Below are 16,675 nucleotides of genomic sequence, written 5' to 3'. Positions count from 1 at the left end.
AAGCGACGATACAGTGCTGGCGTAACAGGCTAACGGAACAGGGCTCGCGGCCACCCGCCTCGAGCGAACCTACCAAAACAAACGAACGAAAAACGCCCGTCAAGGCAATTGGCGGTCGCTTGTCGGGAGACACGTTCATGACCTCTTAAACGACACGACCGACCCAACGCGCGTAGAGGCCCGCCAGGCCCCGCGACTCGGGCGACAATGGGAGAGTAAAACTCTTGGCGGTTCGCATCTATTCCCTGGCGAAGGAACTCGCAGTCGACAGCAAAGAGCTGGTCGATATCTGCACCCGCGCGGGCGTGACAGGCAAGGGCTCGGCCCTGGCTAGCTTGTCCGACGACGAGGTTGCCAAGGTCAAGGACTTCTTGTCCAACAAGCCGTCGGGCGCTGCGCCCTCGGGCGGCGGTGGCGGTAGCACGCCAAAGGCCCCCCCGGCAATGGAGCGCCCCTCGCGCCCCGACTCCAAGACCGGCCGCATGCGGGTGATCGTCCCCAAGAAGGCCGATCCCAAGCCGCCCGCCGACCCCGCGCCCGAGGCCCCCGCCGAAACGCCCGATGCCGCCGTGGCCGCGGACGCGTCGGAGCCGCCGGCCACGCCGGCGCCCGCGGAAGCCCCCCAGCCAACGCCCGCCGGAGAAGCGGCCGAAGCGAAGCCGACTGAGCCTCAGTCGAGCGAAGCCAAGCCGGCCGGAGAAGACGCCGGCGGCTCGGAAGCCGCCGAGTCCTCGACCGAGGAGCGTTCCGACCTCTCGCGCCCCGGCCCGTTGGCCGGCATGGTGCGTCGTGAAGACTACATGACCCCCGGCGGCGGCAGCGGCCGGATGCCGGTCGTCGGCGGCGGCGGCGGTGGTGGCGGCCAAGGCGCCAAGACGCCCCGCAAGCAGGGCGACGCCCCCAAGCCGCGCCCCGTGGTCAAGCTGGCCGCCATGCCGACCGCAGCGCCGGCCGCTCCGAAGAAGACCGCCAAGGAAGAGGGCGGCCCGGCGCAGAAGCCCGACATGAAGCTGCCGGCCGAGGTGCTCACCGGCGGGAAGATCGGCGCCAAGCCGCTCGCCGCTCACCTGAAGCGCGCCGAGCGGACCCTCGAGGCCGAGAAGATCCGCAGCCGCACCGACGAGACCGGCGGACGCGGTCGTGGGACCGCCGCCGGAGGCGCCGCCGCACGCGACCCCAACAAGCCGATGCTCGGCGGCCGCGAGCAGCGTCAGCTCAGCCGCAACCGCTCGGGCGGCTCTTCGCGCATGCCGCGCCGTTCGTTCCGCACCCGGCGCAAACGCACAGGCATCAACACCGCCGCCCCGCGCAAGGGCCGCATCACCGTCCAGCTGCCGTGCACGGTCAAGGAACTGAGTGAGTCGGCCGGCGTGCCGGCGGCCCAGATCTTGCGGATCCTGATGGCCGAGGGCGTGATGACCACCATCACGGCTCAGATCGACCCGGAGCTGACCGAGTTCATCGCCGCCGAGCTCGACCTCGACGTCGATTTCGCCCAGCCCGAGACGCTCGAAGACCGCGTGCTCACGGCCCTGGAAGACCGCGAGGACCCGGCCGAGGACCTCGTCGCCCGGGCCCCCGTGATCACGTTCCTGGGGCACGTCGACCACGGCAAGACGTCGCTGCTCGACAAGCTGATCGGCATCGACGTGGCCGGCGGCGAGAGCGGAGGCATCACGCAGCACATCCGCGCGTACCAGATCGACAAGGACAACAAGCCGATCGCCTTTGTCGACACGCCGGGCCACGCCGCGTTCACCGAGATGCGCGCCCGCGGCGCCAACGTGACCGACATCGCGGTCATCGTGGTGGCGGCCGACGACGGCGTCATGCCCCAAACCGAAGAGGCGATCTCGCACGCCAAGGCGGCCGACGTGCCGATCGTCGTCGCCCTGAACAAGTGCGACCTGCCTGGCGTCGACATCAACCGCGCCATGCAGGGCCTGGCGGCCAACGACTTGCTGCCGAGCGAGTGGGGCGGCGAGGTCGAGGTCATCAAGACCAGCGCCATGACGGGCGAGGGGCTCGACGACCTGCTCGACACGCTGCTCACCGTCGCCGAGTTGCACGAGTACACCGCCAATCCGAATCGCCCGGCGATCGGCGCCTGCCTCGAGTCGCAGCAAGACTCGGACCGCGGCGTCGTCACCAAGGTGATGGTCACCAACGGCACGCTGCGGGTGGGCGACATCATCGTCTGCGGCGACGCCTACGGACGCGTCAAGGCGATGTACGACCCGCTCGACCCCAAGAAGCGGCTGACCGAGGCGCTGCCGAGCACGCCGGTCAACCTGACCGGTCTCGACACGGCGCCGGGCGCCGGCGAGCGGATGTACGTGCTCGACGACATCTCGCAGGCACGCGAGATCGCCGAGGCCCGCGCGCACGCCGAACGCTCCGACTTCCTCGGCGCCACCGGCTACCAGCAGGTGACGCTCGAGAACCTGTTCGACCGCCTCGAAGGCGCCGAAGAGGTGCAGACCCTCAACCTCATCATCCGGGCCGACGTGCGTGGCTCGATCGAGGCGATCGAGAAAGAGCTCGAGAAGCTCGACCACCCCGAGGTGCGACTCCGCATCCTGCAGAAGGGCGTCGGCGGCATCACCGAGGGCGACATCGTGCTGGCCGAAGCGTCGGACGCGATCGTCATCGCGTTCAACGTCGTGCCGGACGACAAGGCCCGCGCCCGGGCCAGCGAGGTCGGCGTCCAGATCCGCCGCTACGGCGTGATCTACAAGATCACCGACGAGCTCCGCTCGGCGATGGAGGGCATGCTCAAGCCCGAGCAACGCGAGGTCGAGCTCGGCCGCGTGCTCGTGCAGCTGGTGTTCAAGATCAGCCGCATCGGCTCGATCGCCGGTTGCCGCGTGCTGCAAGGCGTGGTTTCACGCGACGCCCGTGTGCGGGTGATCCGCGACAACACGATCATCGGCGACTACGCGGTCGACACCCTGCGGCGTGAGAAGGACGACGCCAAGGAGGTGCGCGAGGGCTACGAGTGTGGCATCAAGCTCGCCGGGTTCAACGACATCAAGGAGGGCGACCTGTTCGAGGCCTACAAAATCGAAGAGATCGGTCGCAGTTTCGACGACTGATTTCCTGAGGGCGGTCGCCGCGGCCGCCCTCGCTGTGTGGCCCTTCCCCTATCTACCCTGGCGTTTCCTGCACCTGCCCCATGACCTCACGCCGAGTCCTCAAGGCCGCCGAAGCGATCCGCGAAGTCGTCGGCATGGCCATCCTGACCGACCTGTCCGACCCACGCGTCGAGGGGGTCACCGTCACCGGGGTCGAGGTGTCGCCCGACCTGCGTTTGGCCAAGGTCAACGTCTCGGTCATGGGCAACGACGCCGCCCAGAGCCGCTGCCTGCACGGCCTTGAGAGCGCGGCGGGGTTCCTGCAGTCGAAGCTGGCCAACCGCATCGACACCCGCTACACCCCCAAGCTGAAGTTCGTGCTCGACCAGGGCGTGAAGAAATCGATCGCCATCGCCAAGGCGCTCGCCGAAGTGCTCCCCGAAGACGAGCCGGCGACCGACGACCCACCGCCGGAAGCCCCGCACGCGGACGACGCCCCCCCGGCCGAAACCGCCGAGAAAGACTCGGACTCCTAGTCTCCTTGGATTAAAGTTAAGACCGCCGCTTGGGCGGGCGCCGCAGCGTCCCCTTCCCCCCCAGCGACCGCCGAACCAACGACTCGCCTCCCCGCAGCAGCCATGGCCACGACGAACCGCGCTTCACGCATCACGAAGATCGTTACCGCGCTCAAGAAGCAGTTCAAACCGACCACGCCGCCGCAGCTGCCGCTGCTCGACACGCTGCTTTACGCGTGCCTGGTGGAGAACTCGAACCACGAAGCCGCCCAGAAGGCGTTCGAGACGCTCCGCGGCGACTACTTTGATTGGAACGAGGTTCGGGTCAGCACCCGCACCGAGCTTGCCGGCGTTCTCAAGGGTCTCAACGACCCCGTGCAGTCCGCCGACCGGTTGAAGCGCACGCTGCAGAGCGTGTTCGAGAGCGTTTACGCCTTCGACATCGAGACGATGAAGAAGCAAAACCTTGGCCAGTCGGTCAAGCAGCTCGAAAAGCACGACGGCGTCACGCCGTTCATCGTCGCCTACGCGGTGCAGAACGGCCTGGGTGGTCACAACATCCCGGTCAACAAGGGGCTGCTACTCTCGCTCGTGGTGCTCGACGTGATCACCGAAGCCGAGGCCAAGAAGGGCCAGGCGCCCGGCCTCGAGCGTGCGATCCCCAAGAACAAGGGTGTCGAGGCCGGATCGCTGCTGCACCAACTCGGCGTGGAGGTCGGCCGCAGCCCGTACGGCCCCGCGGCGCGCAAGCTGCTTTTGGCGATCGACCCGAAGTGCAAAGACCGGCTCCCCAAGCGTCTTCCCAAGCCCGAGCCGAAGCCCAAACCCAAGCCCGAGCCGGCGGCCAAGAAGCCCGCCGCCAAGACCGAGGCCAAGCCGCCCGAAACAAAGAAGCCCGAAGCGAAGAAGCCCGCCAAGAAGGCGGCGCCCGCCGAAGCGGCCGCGCCCGCCAAGAAGTCGACCGTCAAAAAGGCCGCCGCCAAGCCGGCCGACAAGAAGAAACCGGCGACCAAAAAGACCGCGTCCAAGGCGGCGCCGAAGTCCGGGACCACGAAGAAGAAGGCCGCCACCAAGAAGGCCGCCAAGCCGGCGGCGAAGAAGAAGGTCGTCAAGAAAAAGAAGAAGGCGGCGCCATCGACGGCCTCTTCCGCCGCCAAGAGCAAGCCGACGACCAAAAGCAAAACCAAGAAAAAGAAGACCTCCGCCTCGAAGATCACGAAGCGCAAGCCGAAGTGAGCCGCTTCGTGCGGCCCGATCGGATCCCCCTCGCAGTGATCGCCTCCTCTCGCAACTGGTTGCTCGTCGCGCTGACGGCAGCGGCTTTTTTGGCCGCTGGCCGGGGCGCCCGAGCCGACGCGCCGCCCGCCCCCCAGGCCGACGCCGCCGACAGCGCCACGCTGCTCGCGCGATTCGAATCGGAGGACCGCCGCTTGGCGGCCGCGCACTTCGCGACCGCCCGCTCGCTCTACCGCCGCGGCGACGCCGAGGGCGCCCTGCGTCAGTACCAACGCGCCGCGCGCAGCTGCCCCCCTCTGGCCGAAGAGGCGCAGCGCGAGGCCGTGCCGCTGGCGCTGAGCCTGTCGCGTCCCGAGGAGGCGGTCCGCTACGCGATCAAGCTGCCGAGCGACGCCCCCCACGCCCACGCCGTGATCGACGACCCGGTGCTGCTCAGGCGTCTCGCGCTGATGGCGGCCGAACGCCGCGAGTGGCGCCACGCCGCTCTGCTCTATCGCGCGCTCTCCGCCCGGTTTGTCGACGCCACGCCAGGCTCCAAGCCATCGGCCGACGACCAAGCGGGCCGCCTCATGCTGCGTATCGAATGGGCCCGGGCCGAGTACCTCTCAGGAGACCCGGCGGCGGCGACCCACGCGTTCGAGGCGCCGCTGGCGGCGCTGCGTCGGCCGGGCGGTGCGGGCGACCGGCTGGGCCGCGCGCTGGGCGCCGGCCTCACCGCCACTTGGCAGCTGATCGGCGTCTGCGCGCTCGAGTCGGGCGCCCACGCCGACGCTCAGTACGCCTTCGAGCGGCTCGCCGAGGACCCGTCCGAGGCGCCCCGCGCCAAGTTCTGGCTCGCCCGCACGGCCGAAGCCCGCGGGGCGCCGCTCGCCGCGCTCGACGCGTTGGCGGGCGCCATCGACGGCGCGGCCGGAGGCTTGGGCCTGTCGCCTTACGAACTGTACGGCCAACTGCACCGCCGCCTCGGCGGCCCCCAGCGCGAACTCGCCGCGCTCGGCCGGCTCGCGCAGCGGCGCCCCAACGACCCGCTCGCCCAGATCGTCTGGGGCGACGCACTGCGCCGATCGGACGAAGCCGATCGCGCCATCGCCGCCTACCGATCGGTCGTTACGCCGCTCGTCGACAGCGACCCGATGACCCGGCTCACACAAGACCGCCCCGCCAACCCGCTCGACGACGCCGCCTTGGCCGAGGGCGCCGATCGGCTGATCGAGACGCTCGCCTCGGGCGGCAAGGCGGCGGAGCTGTTCGAACTGGTCGCCCGGCTCGCCGAACGCACGCTCTCGCTCGACGAACACGCCGCGGCGATCGAGAAGGCGCTGGCCGCCGACGGCCGCGACGCGCTCCGCCAACGATTGATCGAGCGGCTCGACCGCGTCGCCCCACCGGACTGGAGCGACGCCCAACTGACCGCCGCACGGCGCCTGTCGGCCTCGCTCGAGCGGCACGACATCGCCTCCTCGTGCTGGCAGGAGACGTGCGAGCGGCTGTTGCCCTCAAACGCCGACGTCCCCGCTGACGAGGAGCCAACTCCCGAGGTGCGGCTCGCCTTGCTGCCGGCGGCCGAGGCCGCCCTGGAGTGGGGCTTCGACATGCTCATCGCCGAACAGTACGAAGCGGCCCAGCGGGCGTTCGCCTGGGGCGAGAGCCACCGTGTGTGGGGCGCGAGCGACAGCGGACCGCTCCAGTACCAAGCCACCGCCCTGGCGATGCTCGGCCGCACCGAGGAGGCGCTCGTCGCCGCCCGCCGCGCGAGCCGCCAGCAGCCCGAGGTGGTCGAGTTCGCGGCCCGGCCGGCCTGGATCTTCCAGCACGCGGGCCGCCACGACGAAGCGATCGCCGAGTACCAGGAGCTGGTGGGGCGTTTCGCCAACGACCGCGACGCCGCCACCCGCCAGACACTCAAAGACAGCCGCCTCGCGCTCTCAGCGCTGCTCGCCCAAGAGGGCGATTACGCGGCTGCGGCCGAGGAGCTGCAACGCGTGCTCGACGAGTTCCCCGAGAGCCCGGGCGCCAGCAACGACCTGGCCTACCTGTGGTCCGAAGCCCCCGCCGACGCCAGCAGAATCAATGGCGAAGGCCGTGGCGCGCGGCTCGCCTCGGCGTTGCGTTTGGCCCGCGCGGCAGTCGCCTCGCGTCCCTCGAGCGCCGCCTACCACGACACGCTCGGCTGGGTGTTGTTCCGGCTTGGCGACCAGCAGGCGGCGATCGACGAGCTGCGGCGGGCCGTCGAACTGGCCGACGCCGAGGGCGACCCAGACGGCGTGCTCCACGACCACCTGGGCGACGCCCTCGCCCAGGGCGGCCAGGACGAATCGGCCCGGCGTGCGTGGCGCCAGGCGATCGAGCTGCTGGAAGAGAGCGACCCCGAGATGGCGGAAGCCGTGCGAGCCAAGCTGCCTTGAGCTGATGAGTCGTTTGGAGACCCCGGCCGCTGACGCGGCCGGCTCGCCCTGCCCCGGCCTTGCGAGCCGGCGGCGTGGCGAAGATCATAAGAGATTCGCGGCGTTACCCTAGACCCTGACTCCTAACCCCTACCCCCTCTCTCATGGCCGGACACTCTCACTGGGCGGGCATCAAGCACAAGAAGGCCGTCATCGACGCCAAACGCGGCAAGGTGTGGAGCAAGCTGTCGCGGGCGATCATCGTCGCCGCCAAGATGGGGGGCGGCGACCCCGACACGAACCTCAAGCTCCGTTACGCCATCAACGACGCCAAGTCGGTGTCGATGCCGAAGGACAACATCGAGCGGGCGATCGCCAAGGGCTCCGGCGAGGCGGGCGGCGACAACTACGAGGAGATCGTCTACGAGGGCACGGGGTCGGCGGGCGTGTTCGTCATGGTCGAGATCCTCACCGACAACCGCAACCGCACCGCCCCGGAGGTCCGCAAGGTCTTCGAGAAGGCCGGCGGCAAGCTCGGCACGACCGGCAGCGCGGCGTGGATGTTCGAGCGCAAGGGGGTGATCACGATCCCGGCGGACCAGACCGACGAGGAGTCGCTCATGGAGCTTGCCCTCGAGGCGGGCGGCGACGACGTGGCCCGCGACGGCGACACGTTCCGCGTGACCTGTCCGGTCGACGCCTTCAACGACCTCAACGCCGCGTTCGAGGCGGCCGAGGGCATCGAGCCCGAGAGCCAGTCGCTCGCCTACGTGCCCAACGACACGGTCACGCTCAGCGGCGACGAGGCCCGCAAGGCGATCCAGCTGATGGAGGCGCTCGACGACCACGACGACGTGCAACAGGCGGCCGCCAACTTCGAGATCGACGAGGCGACGCTGGCCGAGATGGAGGGGTGACGGTCAGGGGCTAGGGGGCGGGGGCTAGGGGTCAGAGAACGAGAGCCGCTGCGCGGCCAAATCTTTTTGAAAAACGCGCCGGACTTGCTTGCTGAAATTGTTCTTCGCTTGCGAGTCGCTCGAGAGCGCCTGAAAAACGCAGCCTGGCGGCCTTAAATCGGCCCTTCGTCCGTAACAGCGCAGGCCCGCCGCCGGGCGCGCCCCCCTGCGGCGCCCAATTATCTTTGTAGCGGCGTTTCTACCTAATTTCGACAATCGCTTTTGGGCCGCGCGCGCAGCAGCGATTCTTGGCCACTCGCGATTTTGTTCTAAGTCGTTGCCATCAGGTTGATTAGCGCGGCGCAGCGGAGCCCGCCGAAGGCGGATAAGTCGCACCAAGAAATTCTTGGCCACCGGTTTGACCGCCAGCGCATGGGGTGGCGGGGGCGCACCGCGTAAGCGGAAGCCCCCGAGCACCACAGACCCGCTCTCGCTGGCCCGGGGGCTTCCCTGGCGGGTGCGCCCCCGCCACCCAACCTTGCGCGCCGACCCAGCAGACCGTCGACGTCATGCACCGGTCCTCGGTCGCTCGCAAACGCCCTCGGGATTTCTTGAGAAACGTCTGTCGGGCTGGCGGGCGGCTTATGGATACGCCCCTCAGAGGAGATTCGCTCCTCATTCCGACCGCCACTCGTTCCCCCCGCCGAGATCCTTCCATGCACGCCCTCCGCACGCCCCGCACCTTTGCCCTCGCCTCGATCGCCGCCACGCTGCTGGCTTGCGCGTCTTCGGCCCACGCCGCGCCGATCGGTGCGGGCGGGGTCGCCTTCCCCGTCGGCACGACGTCCGCCGCCAACCCCGATTTCGCTGGCCCGGTTCAGGACGACCCGCTGCGTGGCTTCGAGATCCGCGACAATTTCGACAACCTGCTGCTCACCGGCAACCTGCAAGACCGCGTGTCGCTATCCGACAACGTGGGGACGCTCATCTTCGCCCCCCGGCTGCGTGACTTGGTCAGCGTTCCCGGAGGCCCGGCGGTGCGGATCACCCGTTTGCAGGTCGACGGCTACGGCGACCACGCGATCGACGTCGAGTACCGCACCGACGGGTCGGGCGACGTGGGGCCGGGGACCGTTGTCCGCAGCTTCGACAGCAACTCGCTGCGGTTCCACTACGACCTCGATCCGATCCTCCCGCCCGACGAATCGTACTTCCCTTCGGTCTTCACCGACGCGACCGACTTCGCCCCGATCGGCGTGGCGACGATCACCGCCGAGGTCATCGGCGGCGGCACTTACACGGCGACGATCCACGGCGTGAACGTGCCGGTCCCCGAGCCGACCGGCTGCCTGCTGCTCACCGCCGGCCTGACGGCCGCGGCGACCTGCCGTCGGCGGGCGCCGCGGCGGAACGCCTAAACGAGGGTCGCCCAGTTTTTTAAACCTTGCTTCGCCGCAGGCGACAAGAAGCCAAGTTGCCGGCGTTGTGGGAGGGTGGCTCCGGCCGCAACGACCGGTTTCTTCTGGCTTCGCTGCTTAGGTTCCAGAACATGGGCTACCCCGCTAGGCTATAGCGACTGGCGAGCCGTGAGCGTCAGTGATCGCAGCATCAATCAGGGGCACTGAGTCACCGATGCCAATCTATGAAATCGATTCCGAGAAGTTCCGCAAGCTCGACGATACTTCATTCGCCAAAGCTGGTTTCCAAGAGCGGATGGGGCTTCAGCGTTTGCTCCGCAACCAAATTGAGATCATCTCGAAAGACACGTTGATAATCGCCGAGGAATTCTCCCAATGGGATGGGAGCAATCGGCGGATCGATCTGCTAGGAGTCGACAAGAACGCCAATCTGGTGGTAATCGAGTTGAAGAGGACGGAAACCGGCGACCACATGGAGTTGCAAGCCCTCCGGTACGCAGCGATGGTTTCAACGATGACATTCGACCGTGCGGTCGACGTCTACTCAGAGCACCTCGAGAAAGATGGCCGGCCGCTTGACGCCACGCAGAGCCTTCTCGATTTCTTAGATTGGGAAGAAGCCGACGAGGAACTCTTCGCTCAAGACGTGCGGATCGTCCTAGCATCGGCGGGTTTCTCGAAGGAGATCACCACTTCGGTGCTATGGCTCAACGAGCGGGGACTCGACATCCGGTGCATCCGCATCAAGCCCTATCGTGACGGCGAGAAAACACTCACCGACATCCAACAGGTGATACCACTCCCCGAGGCGTCGGACCACACGATTCGCATAGCGGAGAAAAAGCTCCGCGAGCGAGTCTCCAGGAAGTCGCGTCGCGACTACACCCAGTACGACATCCGCGTCAACGGCCAGACTTACGGCAATCTCCACAAACGATGGGCGGTGTTCCATGTCGTTCGAAACCTGATCGAATCGGCGGTATCTCCCGAGAGAATCAATGAGATCGTTCCGGTAAAGAAAAGCACCTTGTTTCGCAGCGCCGAGGGAGAACTCGACTCTGAGGAACTCGAGGCCGCTCTCTCACTTGCCGCCGACCAAGACGGGCCGAGCTACGACCCAAGCCGGTATTTTCGCGGCGACGAGCGATTGCTGTTCTTCGGGCAACGCACCTACGTCCTGAACAACCAATGGGGATCGCAGTTCGAACGAGTCATCAAAGAACTGTCAAAGGCTTTTCCCGAATACCAGATCCGCTGCACACCCTCCGCTGTTGATCCTGAATAGCTCGAGGGCATCGGTGTCCGACGCCTCGGGCGAGCCGCACGCCGCCTTCCGCCAACTCGTAGGCGATGGCGAATCATCATGGCCCATGATCGCCGCGTCGCAGATGCCAAAGGCAGAGACCGAGGGTAACCCAGGTTTTTTAAACCTGGGTCGCCACAGGCGACAAGAATCCAATTTGCCGGCGTTGCGGGAAGGTGGCTCCGACCGCAACGACCGGCTTCTTGTGGCTTCGCCATCCAGGTTCAAGAATTTGGGCTAACTCGCTGCAGGTGATCGAGACCTGGAACATGAAGACCATTTCCAAGAAGAACGCTGGCGCCGGCAACTTTCTGACTTAGACGGAGACTCCTTACACGGCGCTCCGTTTCGTAGCACAATAGCGACTTCCTAGATGCTAGAAGCAGCGTTTTTTGGCCTCTGTTGCGTGCGACGGCCGGCTCCAGTCATCGCAGCATGACCCCATCAAAGATACCCGGTCTATGAATGTGAATGACTCGAAGAGCGAAGTAGCGCCAAGAAATTATGGTTCGTCACTGCTAAGGATCGCTCTCGCTCTGGCGGTCATTGGGGGCGCCTCCGCGATCTGGTGGTTCATGCCCGACTGGGCCGCGTCAAAGAACGCCTATCGCGTCTACTACACCGTGGAAGCTCTCATGCATGATGGGACGGGCCCGAAATCAACGGGGCAGGTGCGGAACGCCATCAAGATCGAGCCCACGCGATCCCCCGAGTCGACCCACGGCGACTTTCAGCAGACGTACGCTTTCGAAGGACGCACCAAGGAGTACATCGTCACCCTGCACTATCTCAACCACAGCCTGCTCAAAGTCGAGCTCAAGGCTTTCGCGCTCTTGCGATTCTAATCGGCCTTGGGGTTCCTGCCATCAATGATCGCAGGCCGGACCAAGCGTTCGATCGGTAGCGATTCTTCGATGGGCGTCGGCTCGTTGCTAGCCGAGCGGCCGTGCGCTAGAGGCTTGGGGAGGCGCGACTCTGCTTAGGCTTCATCGCACCCAACGTTCATAGGAGAAAACGCCCAACCCTTTGCCGTGCTGGCCCTTCGTGCTGGCCCCGCCACAGCCGATGTGCATTTTGTGGTCGACAAGAGTGATGACCGGCAGCCATACTCGGTCGCCATACCATTCCTCTCCCCTACGAATTGGCGACCCACTGGATGAGCGACAACCCGTACTTAGCGCCAGAACAGTCCAAAGCCGCCGCGGCGCCCATTGTGGAACAAAGCGAAGAGGAGACGCTACGCCGACAGATGATCGGTCGTGAGACGAACATCCGTACGATGGCGATTTTGATTTACATCAGCTCAGTCATCTACATGTTGATCGGCGTAGTCATCGTGCTCTATGGCCTAGCTATCTTTACGGGCGTAGCTCAACCCAAGGAAGACCCTTCCGGGGTCTTCGGCTTATTGCTCTTTGGCGGCGTCGGCGCCTTGGCGTTCGCCTTTGGTTATTGGCAATGGAAGGGCGCCGAAGACCTCAGGCGGTTGAGCCGCACGGGCTGCGCCGCCGGCACGGTGTGGTCGGCCCTGAACCTCATCAACTTCCCCGTAGGGACGGTGTTAGGGGTCGCGATGCTCGTGTTCATGTTCGACCGCAAAGGCAATTTCGTGTTGTCGCCCGAGTACCGCGACATCATCGATAAAACACCTCACATCCGAAACCGCTGGTCGCTACTCACCAAGATCGCGATCGGCCTCTTGGTAACGGTAGTCGTGATCGTCATTGCGGCGATGCTGCTGGTGCTGCTGGTTGAGGGGCCAAGCGGGTTTGAAAAGTAATACCGGTGCATCACCGTGCGTGGGGCGGGGCCGCGTTGCACCTACCCCGCCTGGAAGTAAACCTCCTCGAACGGCTGGATCAGCACGAAGCCGCTGCCGTCGAACCGCATCTGGATCGAGTCGCCGCTGCCGCGGCCGAAGAACGTTTTGAGCGACACGTCGGTCTTGAGCTCCGGCTGCAGCGAGGCCGACCAAGCGACCGTCGCGTTCGGGTCGGTGTAGACCGGCCGGCCCGGCTCGACGAGCAGCGTGACCGGGTCGTAGTGCGAGGTGATCGCCAAGAGGCCGTCGCCCTCCAGGCGGACGTTGAACAGCCCGCCGGCCAAGACGCCGGTGAGCTTCTTCATCATGCGGATCTCGTTGCGGATGTTGCTCTCGAACGCCAGCACGTCGTTGCCGTTGACGAACAGCGCCTCGCCGTTGAGTTTTAAGACGGTCACCTTCTTGGCGTTGTCGGCCAAGTAGACGCGGCCGACGCCCTCGGCGCGGGTGAGCCGGGCGCCCTCGCCGCTGACGGCCTTCTTGAGCAGGTTGCCGACGCCCTGCTCCATGATCCCCTCGCGGGTGAATTTGACTTGGCCGGTGTAGCCGACCATCGTCCCCATCTTGATCCACGCCTGGCTCGCCAGACCGGGGCCGCCAAGGTTCAGCTCGAGCATGCGCGGCGTCTCGAGCTCGAAGAGGCCTTGGCCGCGGTCGACCTGGCGGGTTTTTTCGACGTACTCATCGAGCGTGAAGAACGACATGGCGGCCTGAGGGGTGGGAGTGAGACGAGTGGAGTAGCGACCGGCGCTAACGACGGCCGAGCGGAAAGCCGCAGACTACCCGAAAACCCCTGCGGCGCGAGGGGCAAACCGTGGTCCTGCTGCCTCGTGGGGAACGGATCGTGGGCTGTTTGTCGGGCCAAGCCGCCGGGTGCTGATCCCCGCATGGTGAGGGGGTCGCCGATGGATCGACGCGGCCTCTCGTAGCTTCGTCATCCCGCCTCGAATCTTTGGAGTCCAGTCCCATGTTCCGCACGGTTTGCGTTCTGCTTGTGGTTGCTTGCTCGCTGCTGGCCGCTCGGCCGGCTGCGGCCATTCAGTTGGTCACGCTCGACTTCGACACGTTCACGACCCCCGAGACCGAACCCGACGATTACGAGTACTCGCCCGAAGAGCGGGTGGCGATCAAGGGGATCCTGGAGGGCATCTACCGCAGCGACCCCGGCGACCCGATGGGGGGGCCGTTCCAGGTGAAGTTCGACATCCTCGATCCCGCGGCGCCGCCGGCGCCGTTCACCACGAGCGTGATTAAATTTAATGCCGGTGCGTTTGGCTCCGCCGAGGGGATCGACTTCCGCAACCTCGACGACGCCGACGACGCGATGGTCAACGCCGTCGCGACGCTCGGGCTGTTTGTCGGCACGGAGAAGGCGCCCGAGTTCGGTGGCGGCGTTTGGTCGGCCGAGGAACTCGGCTCGCCCGAGGCGATGGTGGTCGCGTCGGCGCAGATCGCCGCCCACGAGCTGGGCCACGCCCTCGGGCTGAGGCACCACGACGCGTTCGGCCCGATCGGCGCCGGCATCGGCGTGTCGCTCTCGAAGTACACGCCCGCCTACCCGGGGCCGAGCGGCATGACGCTGACCTCGCAGCACGTGATGGGCCTCAACTCGGCGGTGGCGCTGAACGCCAACACGCTGTTGTCGCCGTCGCACTTCAGCGAACGGTCGGCGCTCAAGCTGATGCTCGCGTCGATCGAGAACGAGATCGGCCCCAACCCGTACGTGGTCGACGAGAGCGAGTACCTCGATGGCGACGCGGCGAACGAGTTCGGCTTCGCCGACACGACGCCCGTGCCGCTGATGCCGATGGGCGTGCCGAACACGCTCGAGTCGCCGCACCCCTGGGCGGAGATCCACGGCGGCCCTGGCGTGCTGCCGGCCAAGGTGGGAGTGGTGACCGCCGAGTTCGCGCCACTGCCGGGCGGCGGCCCCGACACGGATTACTTCGGCCTGACGCTCGACGAGCCGACGCGCGTTACCGTGGAGGTGATCTCCGAGCAGAACGTCAACACCACTACGGTGGTGAACCCGAACCTCGTGATGCTCGACGGCGTGACGGCCCTGCCCGTGCCGTACGAGATGGGCGAGGCGTTCGCCGGCGACCAGTTCGAGTCGACCGACGCGATCTTGTTCGACGTCGACCTGCCGGCGGGCGACTACGTGCTGGAGGTCTTCCCCGAGGGGGGGCCTCCCGGCGACTACGAGCTGCTGGTTTACACCTACCCGGACGTGACCTACCCGATCACGGGCGACTACAACGAGGACGGCCGGGTCGACGCGGCCGACTTCACGGTGTGGCGCGACGCGGTTGAAGAGGAATCGGCCTTCCTGCCGAACCGCGCCCCAGGACTCGAGGGCCCGGTAGCGACCGACGACTACACGGCGTGGGTTGAGAACTTCGGCGAGTTCCACCCCTTCCTGCTCGACGGCCCAATGGGGGGGCCGCTGAGCGGGCCGATGGGCGAACCGTCGTTTGCGACGAGCGTGCCGGAGCCGGCCGCCGCGTTGATGGCCCTGCTGGCCGCGATGGCTTGGGCCGGGCGCCGCACTCATTAAGTCGAGTGCTTCGGAAGGCGCAAAAAAGAACCCCGCGGCGTGTGTGGGCACGCCGCGGGGGTTGCGGTCTTTCAGTAGTCAATCAGAGTTGCCGATCAGAACCGCTCGGGCGCGGCGTCGCCACCCAAGGAGTCTCGGTCGTCGAGGCCCTTGCTCGGACCGCCGAACTGGTCCTCGTTCACGTCGTAGTCCTGCGAGGAGTTAGTCGACGGCACGCCCTGGGGCTGTGCGTCGTACGACCGATCAGCGCTGTCCGGTTCGCCCGCCGGCTTGTTGGCCTGATAGGCCTGGCCGCCCTGACGCTGGTTGTCAGCCGACTGGTTGAGCCGGTCGCGGCTCGGGGCCGGGGGGAGTTGGCCGCTCGACTGCTGCTCAGCGCGATCGCCGGGCTGCGGCACGGGAGGGGGGCTCATCGCCTGGTCGCCGCGTTGCCCTTGCCGATCACGCTGGTCCGCGGGGGTGGGGGCCTGCGGGGCGGGCTCGTAACCGTTCTGGTTCGACGAGCTCTGCGAGCTGACCGAAACGACGGTCACCTTGCGCATGCGGCCGTCGATGCACATCCACTCGGTGCTGCCGACGTCGGGGTGCTGGCCATTCTGCGAGCGCTGTGACTGCTGCGCGTTGCGGCTGGCCTGGCCCTCACCACGGTAAGCGGCGGTGTACTCGCCGTTGGCGTTCCGCTGCCTGGAGTCCGACTGGCTCAGCGAGCGGCTCTGGTCTTGCCACCCCTGGTTCTGACGGCTTCGGTCTTGCCAGTTGCTGGTTTGACGGTGGGGGTTCCACTGGCCGTTCTGGCGGATCATCCAGGTGTTCATCGGCGTGCGGTACCACCACTGACCGTTGCGCTCGACGAAGCGCCAGTTGGCGTTGCGCTCGCGGTCGGAGAACCTGCGGTCGCGGTTGTCGCGGTTGTCGCGGTTGCGGTCACGATTCTCGGCGCGGTCGCGATTGCGATCACGGTTACGATCGGCGTTGCGGTCACGATCATCGGCCCGGTCGCGATTGCGATCGGCGTTGCGGTCGCGGTTGCGATCTTGTTCGCGATTCCGATCCGCATTGCGGTCGTTGGCGCGCTGCTGGCGGTCTTCGGCACGCTGTTGAGCCGAACGGTTGGCGTTTTGCTCCTGCGAATTGGCGTCCTGCGAGTCGGAGGCCTGGGTCTGGTCCTGCGGCTGCAACACGCGGGGCGACTGTTCGTCGCTCACGTTGGCGTTGCTCGCCTCACCCGCGGCGGAGCCGCCATTGTCGATGCTCGACTCGCCCGACATCTCGGTCGGGCTGCTGGTCCATTGGTTCTGCTGGGCGTCGCCCGACTCGCCGACAGCTTGCTTGGCGGCGGCGGGGGCGGGGGTTTCGGGTTGAGCGAACGCCGGCATCGGCGCCAGCAAGCCCGCCATGCTGAGGGCTGCGGCCCATGAGTAAATCTTCATCTGTAGCTCCTTGAGACAAGTGCGTTGAATGGGTGTGTTC

General features: G+C 66.7%; 12 protein-coding genes. 10 read left to right on the top strand and 2 right to left on the bottom strand.

Translation table 11 applies throughout. The features are described from left to right. The first annotated feature begins 224 nt into the window (after nucleotides 1–224). The 9 genes from infB (at nucleotide 225) to Mal64_RS18910 (ending at nucleotide 12,606) form a co-directional block, all read left to right on the top strand. Nucleotides 225–3,095 carry a translation initiation factor IF-2 gene (infB, locus tag Mal64_RS18950; RefSeq protein ID WP_146403319.1) on the top strand — a complete coding sequence of 957 codons (2,871 nt, stop codon included), beginning with the start codon at nucleotides 225–227 and terminating at the stop codon, nucleotides 3,093–3,095. 80 nt (nucleotides 3,096–3,175) lie between these two features. Further along, nucleotides 3,176–3,610 (top strand): 30S ribosome-binding factor RbfA, encoded by a 435-nt coding sequence (rbfA, locus tag Mal64_RS18945; protein WP_146403317.1) that lies wholly within the window; start codon nucleotides 3,176–3,178, stop codon nucleotides 3,608–3,610. 102 nt (nucleotides 3,611–3,712) lie between these two features. Continuing rightward, nucleotides 3,713–4,825 (top strand): hypothetical protein, encoded by a 1,113-nt coding sequence (locus tag Mal64_RS20010; protein WP_197525892.1) that lies wholly within the window; start codon nucleotides 3,713–3,715, stop codon nucleotides 4,823–4,825. 35 nt (nucleotides 4,826–4,860) lie between these two features. Beyond that, the gene (locus Mal64_RS18935; RefSeq protein ID WP_146403315.1) at nucleotides 4,861–7,230 is read left to right on the top strand and encodes a tetratricopeptide repeat protein; all 2,370 of its coding nucleotides are present in this window, start codon (nucleotides 4,861–4,863) and stop codon (nucleotides 7,228–7,230) included. 143 nt (nucleotides 7,231–7,373) lie between these two features. Continuing rightward, nucleotides 7,374–8,126 (top strand): YebC/PmpR family DNA-binding transcriptional regulator, encoded by a 753-nt coding sequence (locus Mal64_RS18930; RefSeq protein ID WP_146403313.1) that lies wholly within the window; start codon nucleotides 7,374–7,376, stop codon nucleotides 8,124–8,126. Between the two features lie 695 nt (nucleotides 8,127–8,821). Further along, nucleotides 8,822–9,523 (top strand): hypothetical protein, encoded by a 702-nt coding sequence (locus tag Mal64_RS18925; protein ID WP_146403311.1) that lies wholly within the window; start codon nucleotides 8,822–8,824, stop codon nucleotides 9,521–9,523. 214 nt (nucleotides 9,524–9,737) lie between these two features. Next, on the top strand, nucleotides 9,738–10,808 hold the full coding sequence (locus Mal64_RS18920) for an endonuclease NucS (protein WP_146403309.1): 1,071 nt from the start codon (nucleotides 9,738–9,740) through the stop codon (nucleotides 10,806–10,808). A 653-nt stretch (nucleotides 10,809–11,461) separates the two neighbouring features. Continuing rightward, entirely contained in the window at nucleotides 11,462–11,671 is a 210-nt protein-coding gene (locus Mal64_RS18915) for a hypothetical protein (RefSeq protein WP_146403307.1), read from the top strand. Between the two features lie 311 nt (nucleotides 11,672–11,982). Then, the gene (locus Mal64_RS18910; protein WP_146403305.1) at nucleotides 11,983–12,606 is read left to right on the top strand and encodes a hypothetical protein; all 624 of its coding nucleotides are present in this window, start codon (nucleotides 11,983–11,985) and stop codon (nucleotides 12,604–12,606) included. Nucleotides 12,607–12,647: 41 nt separating this feature from the next. On the opposite strand, the gene Mal64_RS18905 is transcribed toward Mal64_RS18910, so the two are convergent. Further along, nucleotides 12,648–13,352 (bottom strand): AIM24 family protein, encoded by a 705-nt coding sequence (locus Mal64_RS18905; RefSeq protein ID WP_146403303.1) that lies wholly within the window; start codon nucleotides 13,350–13,352, stop codon nucleotides 12,648–12,650. A gap of 263 nt (nucleotides 13,353–13,615) precedes the next feature. Between Mal64_RS18905 and Mal64_RS18900 the strand changes: the two genes are divergently transcribed. Beyond that, on the top strand, nucleotides 13,616–15,205 hold the full coding sequence (locus Mal64_RS18900) for a hypothetical protein (protein WP_146403301.1): 1,590 nt from the start codon (nucleotides 13,616–13,618) through the stop codon (nucleotides 15,203–15,205). Between the two features lie 95 nt (nucleotides 15,206–15,300). Here Mal64_RS18900 and Mal64_RS18895 read toward each other — a convergent pair whose 3' ends face one another. Next, the gene (locus tag Mal64_RS18895; protein WP_146403299.1) at nucleotides 15,301–16,635 is read right to left on the bottom strand and encodes a hypothetical protein; all 1,335 of its coding nucleotides are present in this window, start codon (nucleotides 16,633–16,635) and stop codon (nucleotides 15,301–15,303) included. Between the last annotated feature and the right edge of the window lie 40 nt (nucleotides 16,636–16,675).

Source organism: Pseudobythopirellula maris (assembly GCF_007859945.1).
GTDB classification, from domain to species: domain Bacteria; phylum Planctomycetota; class Planctomycetia; order Pirellulales; family Lacipirellulaceae; genus Pseudobythopirellula; species Pseudobythopirellula maris.
This window is presented reverse-complemented; position numbering and strand designations above follow the sequence as displayed.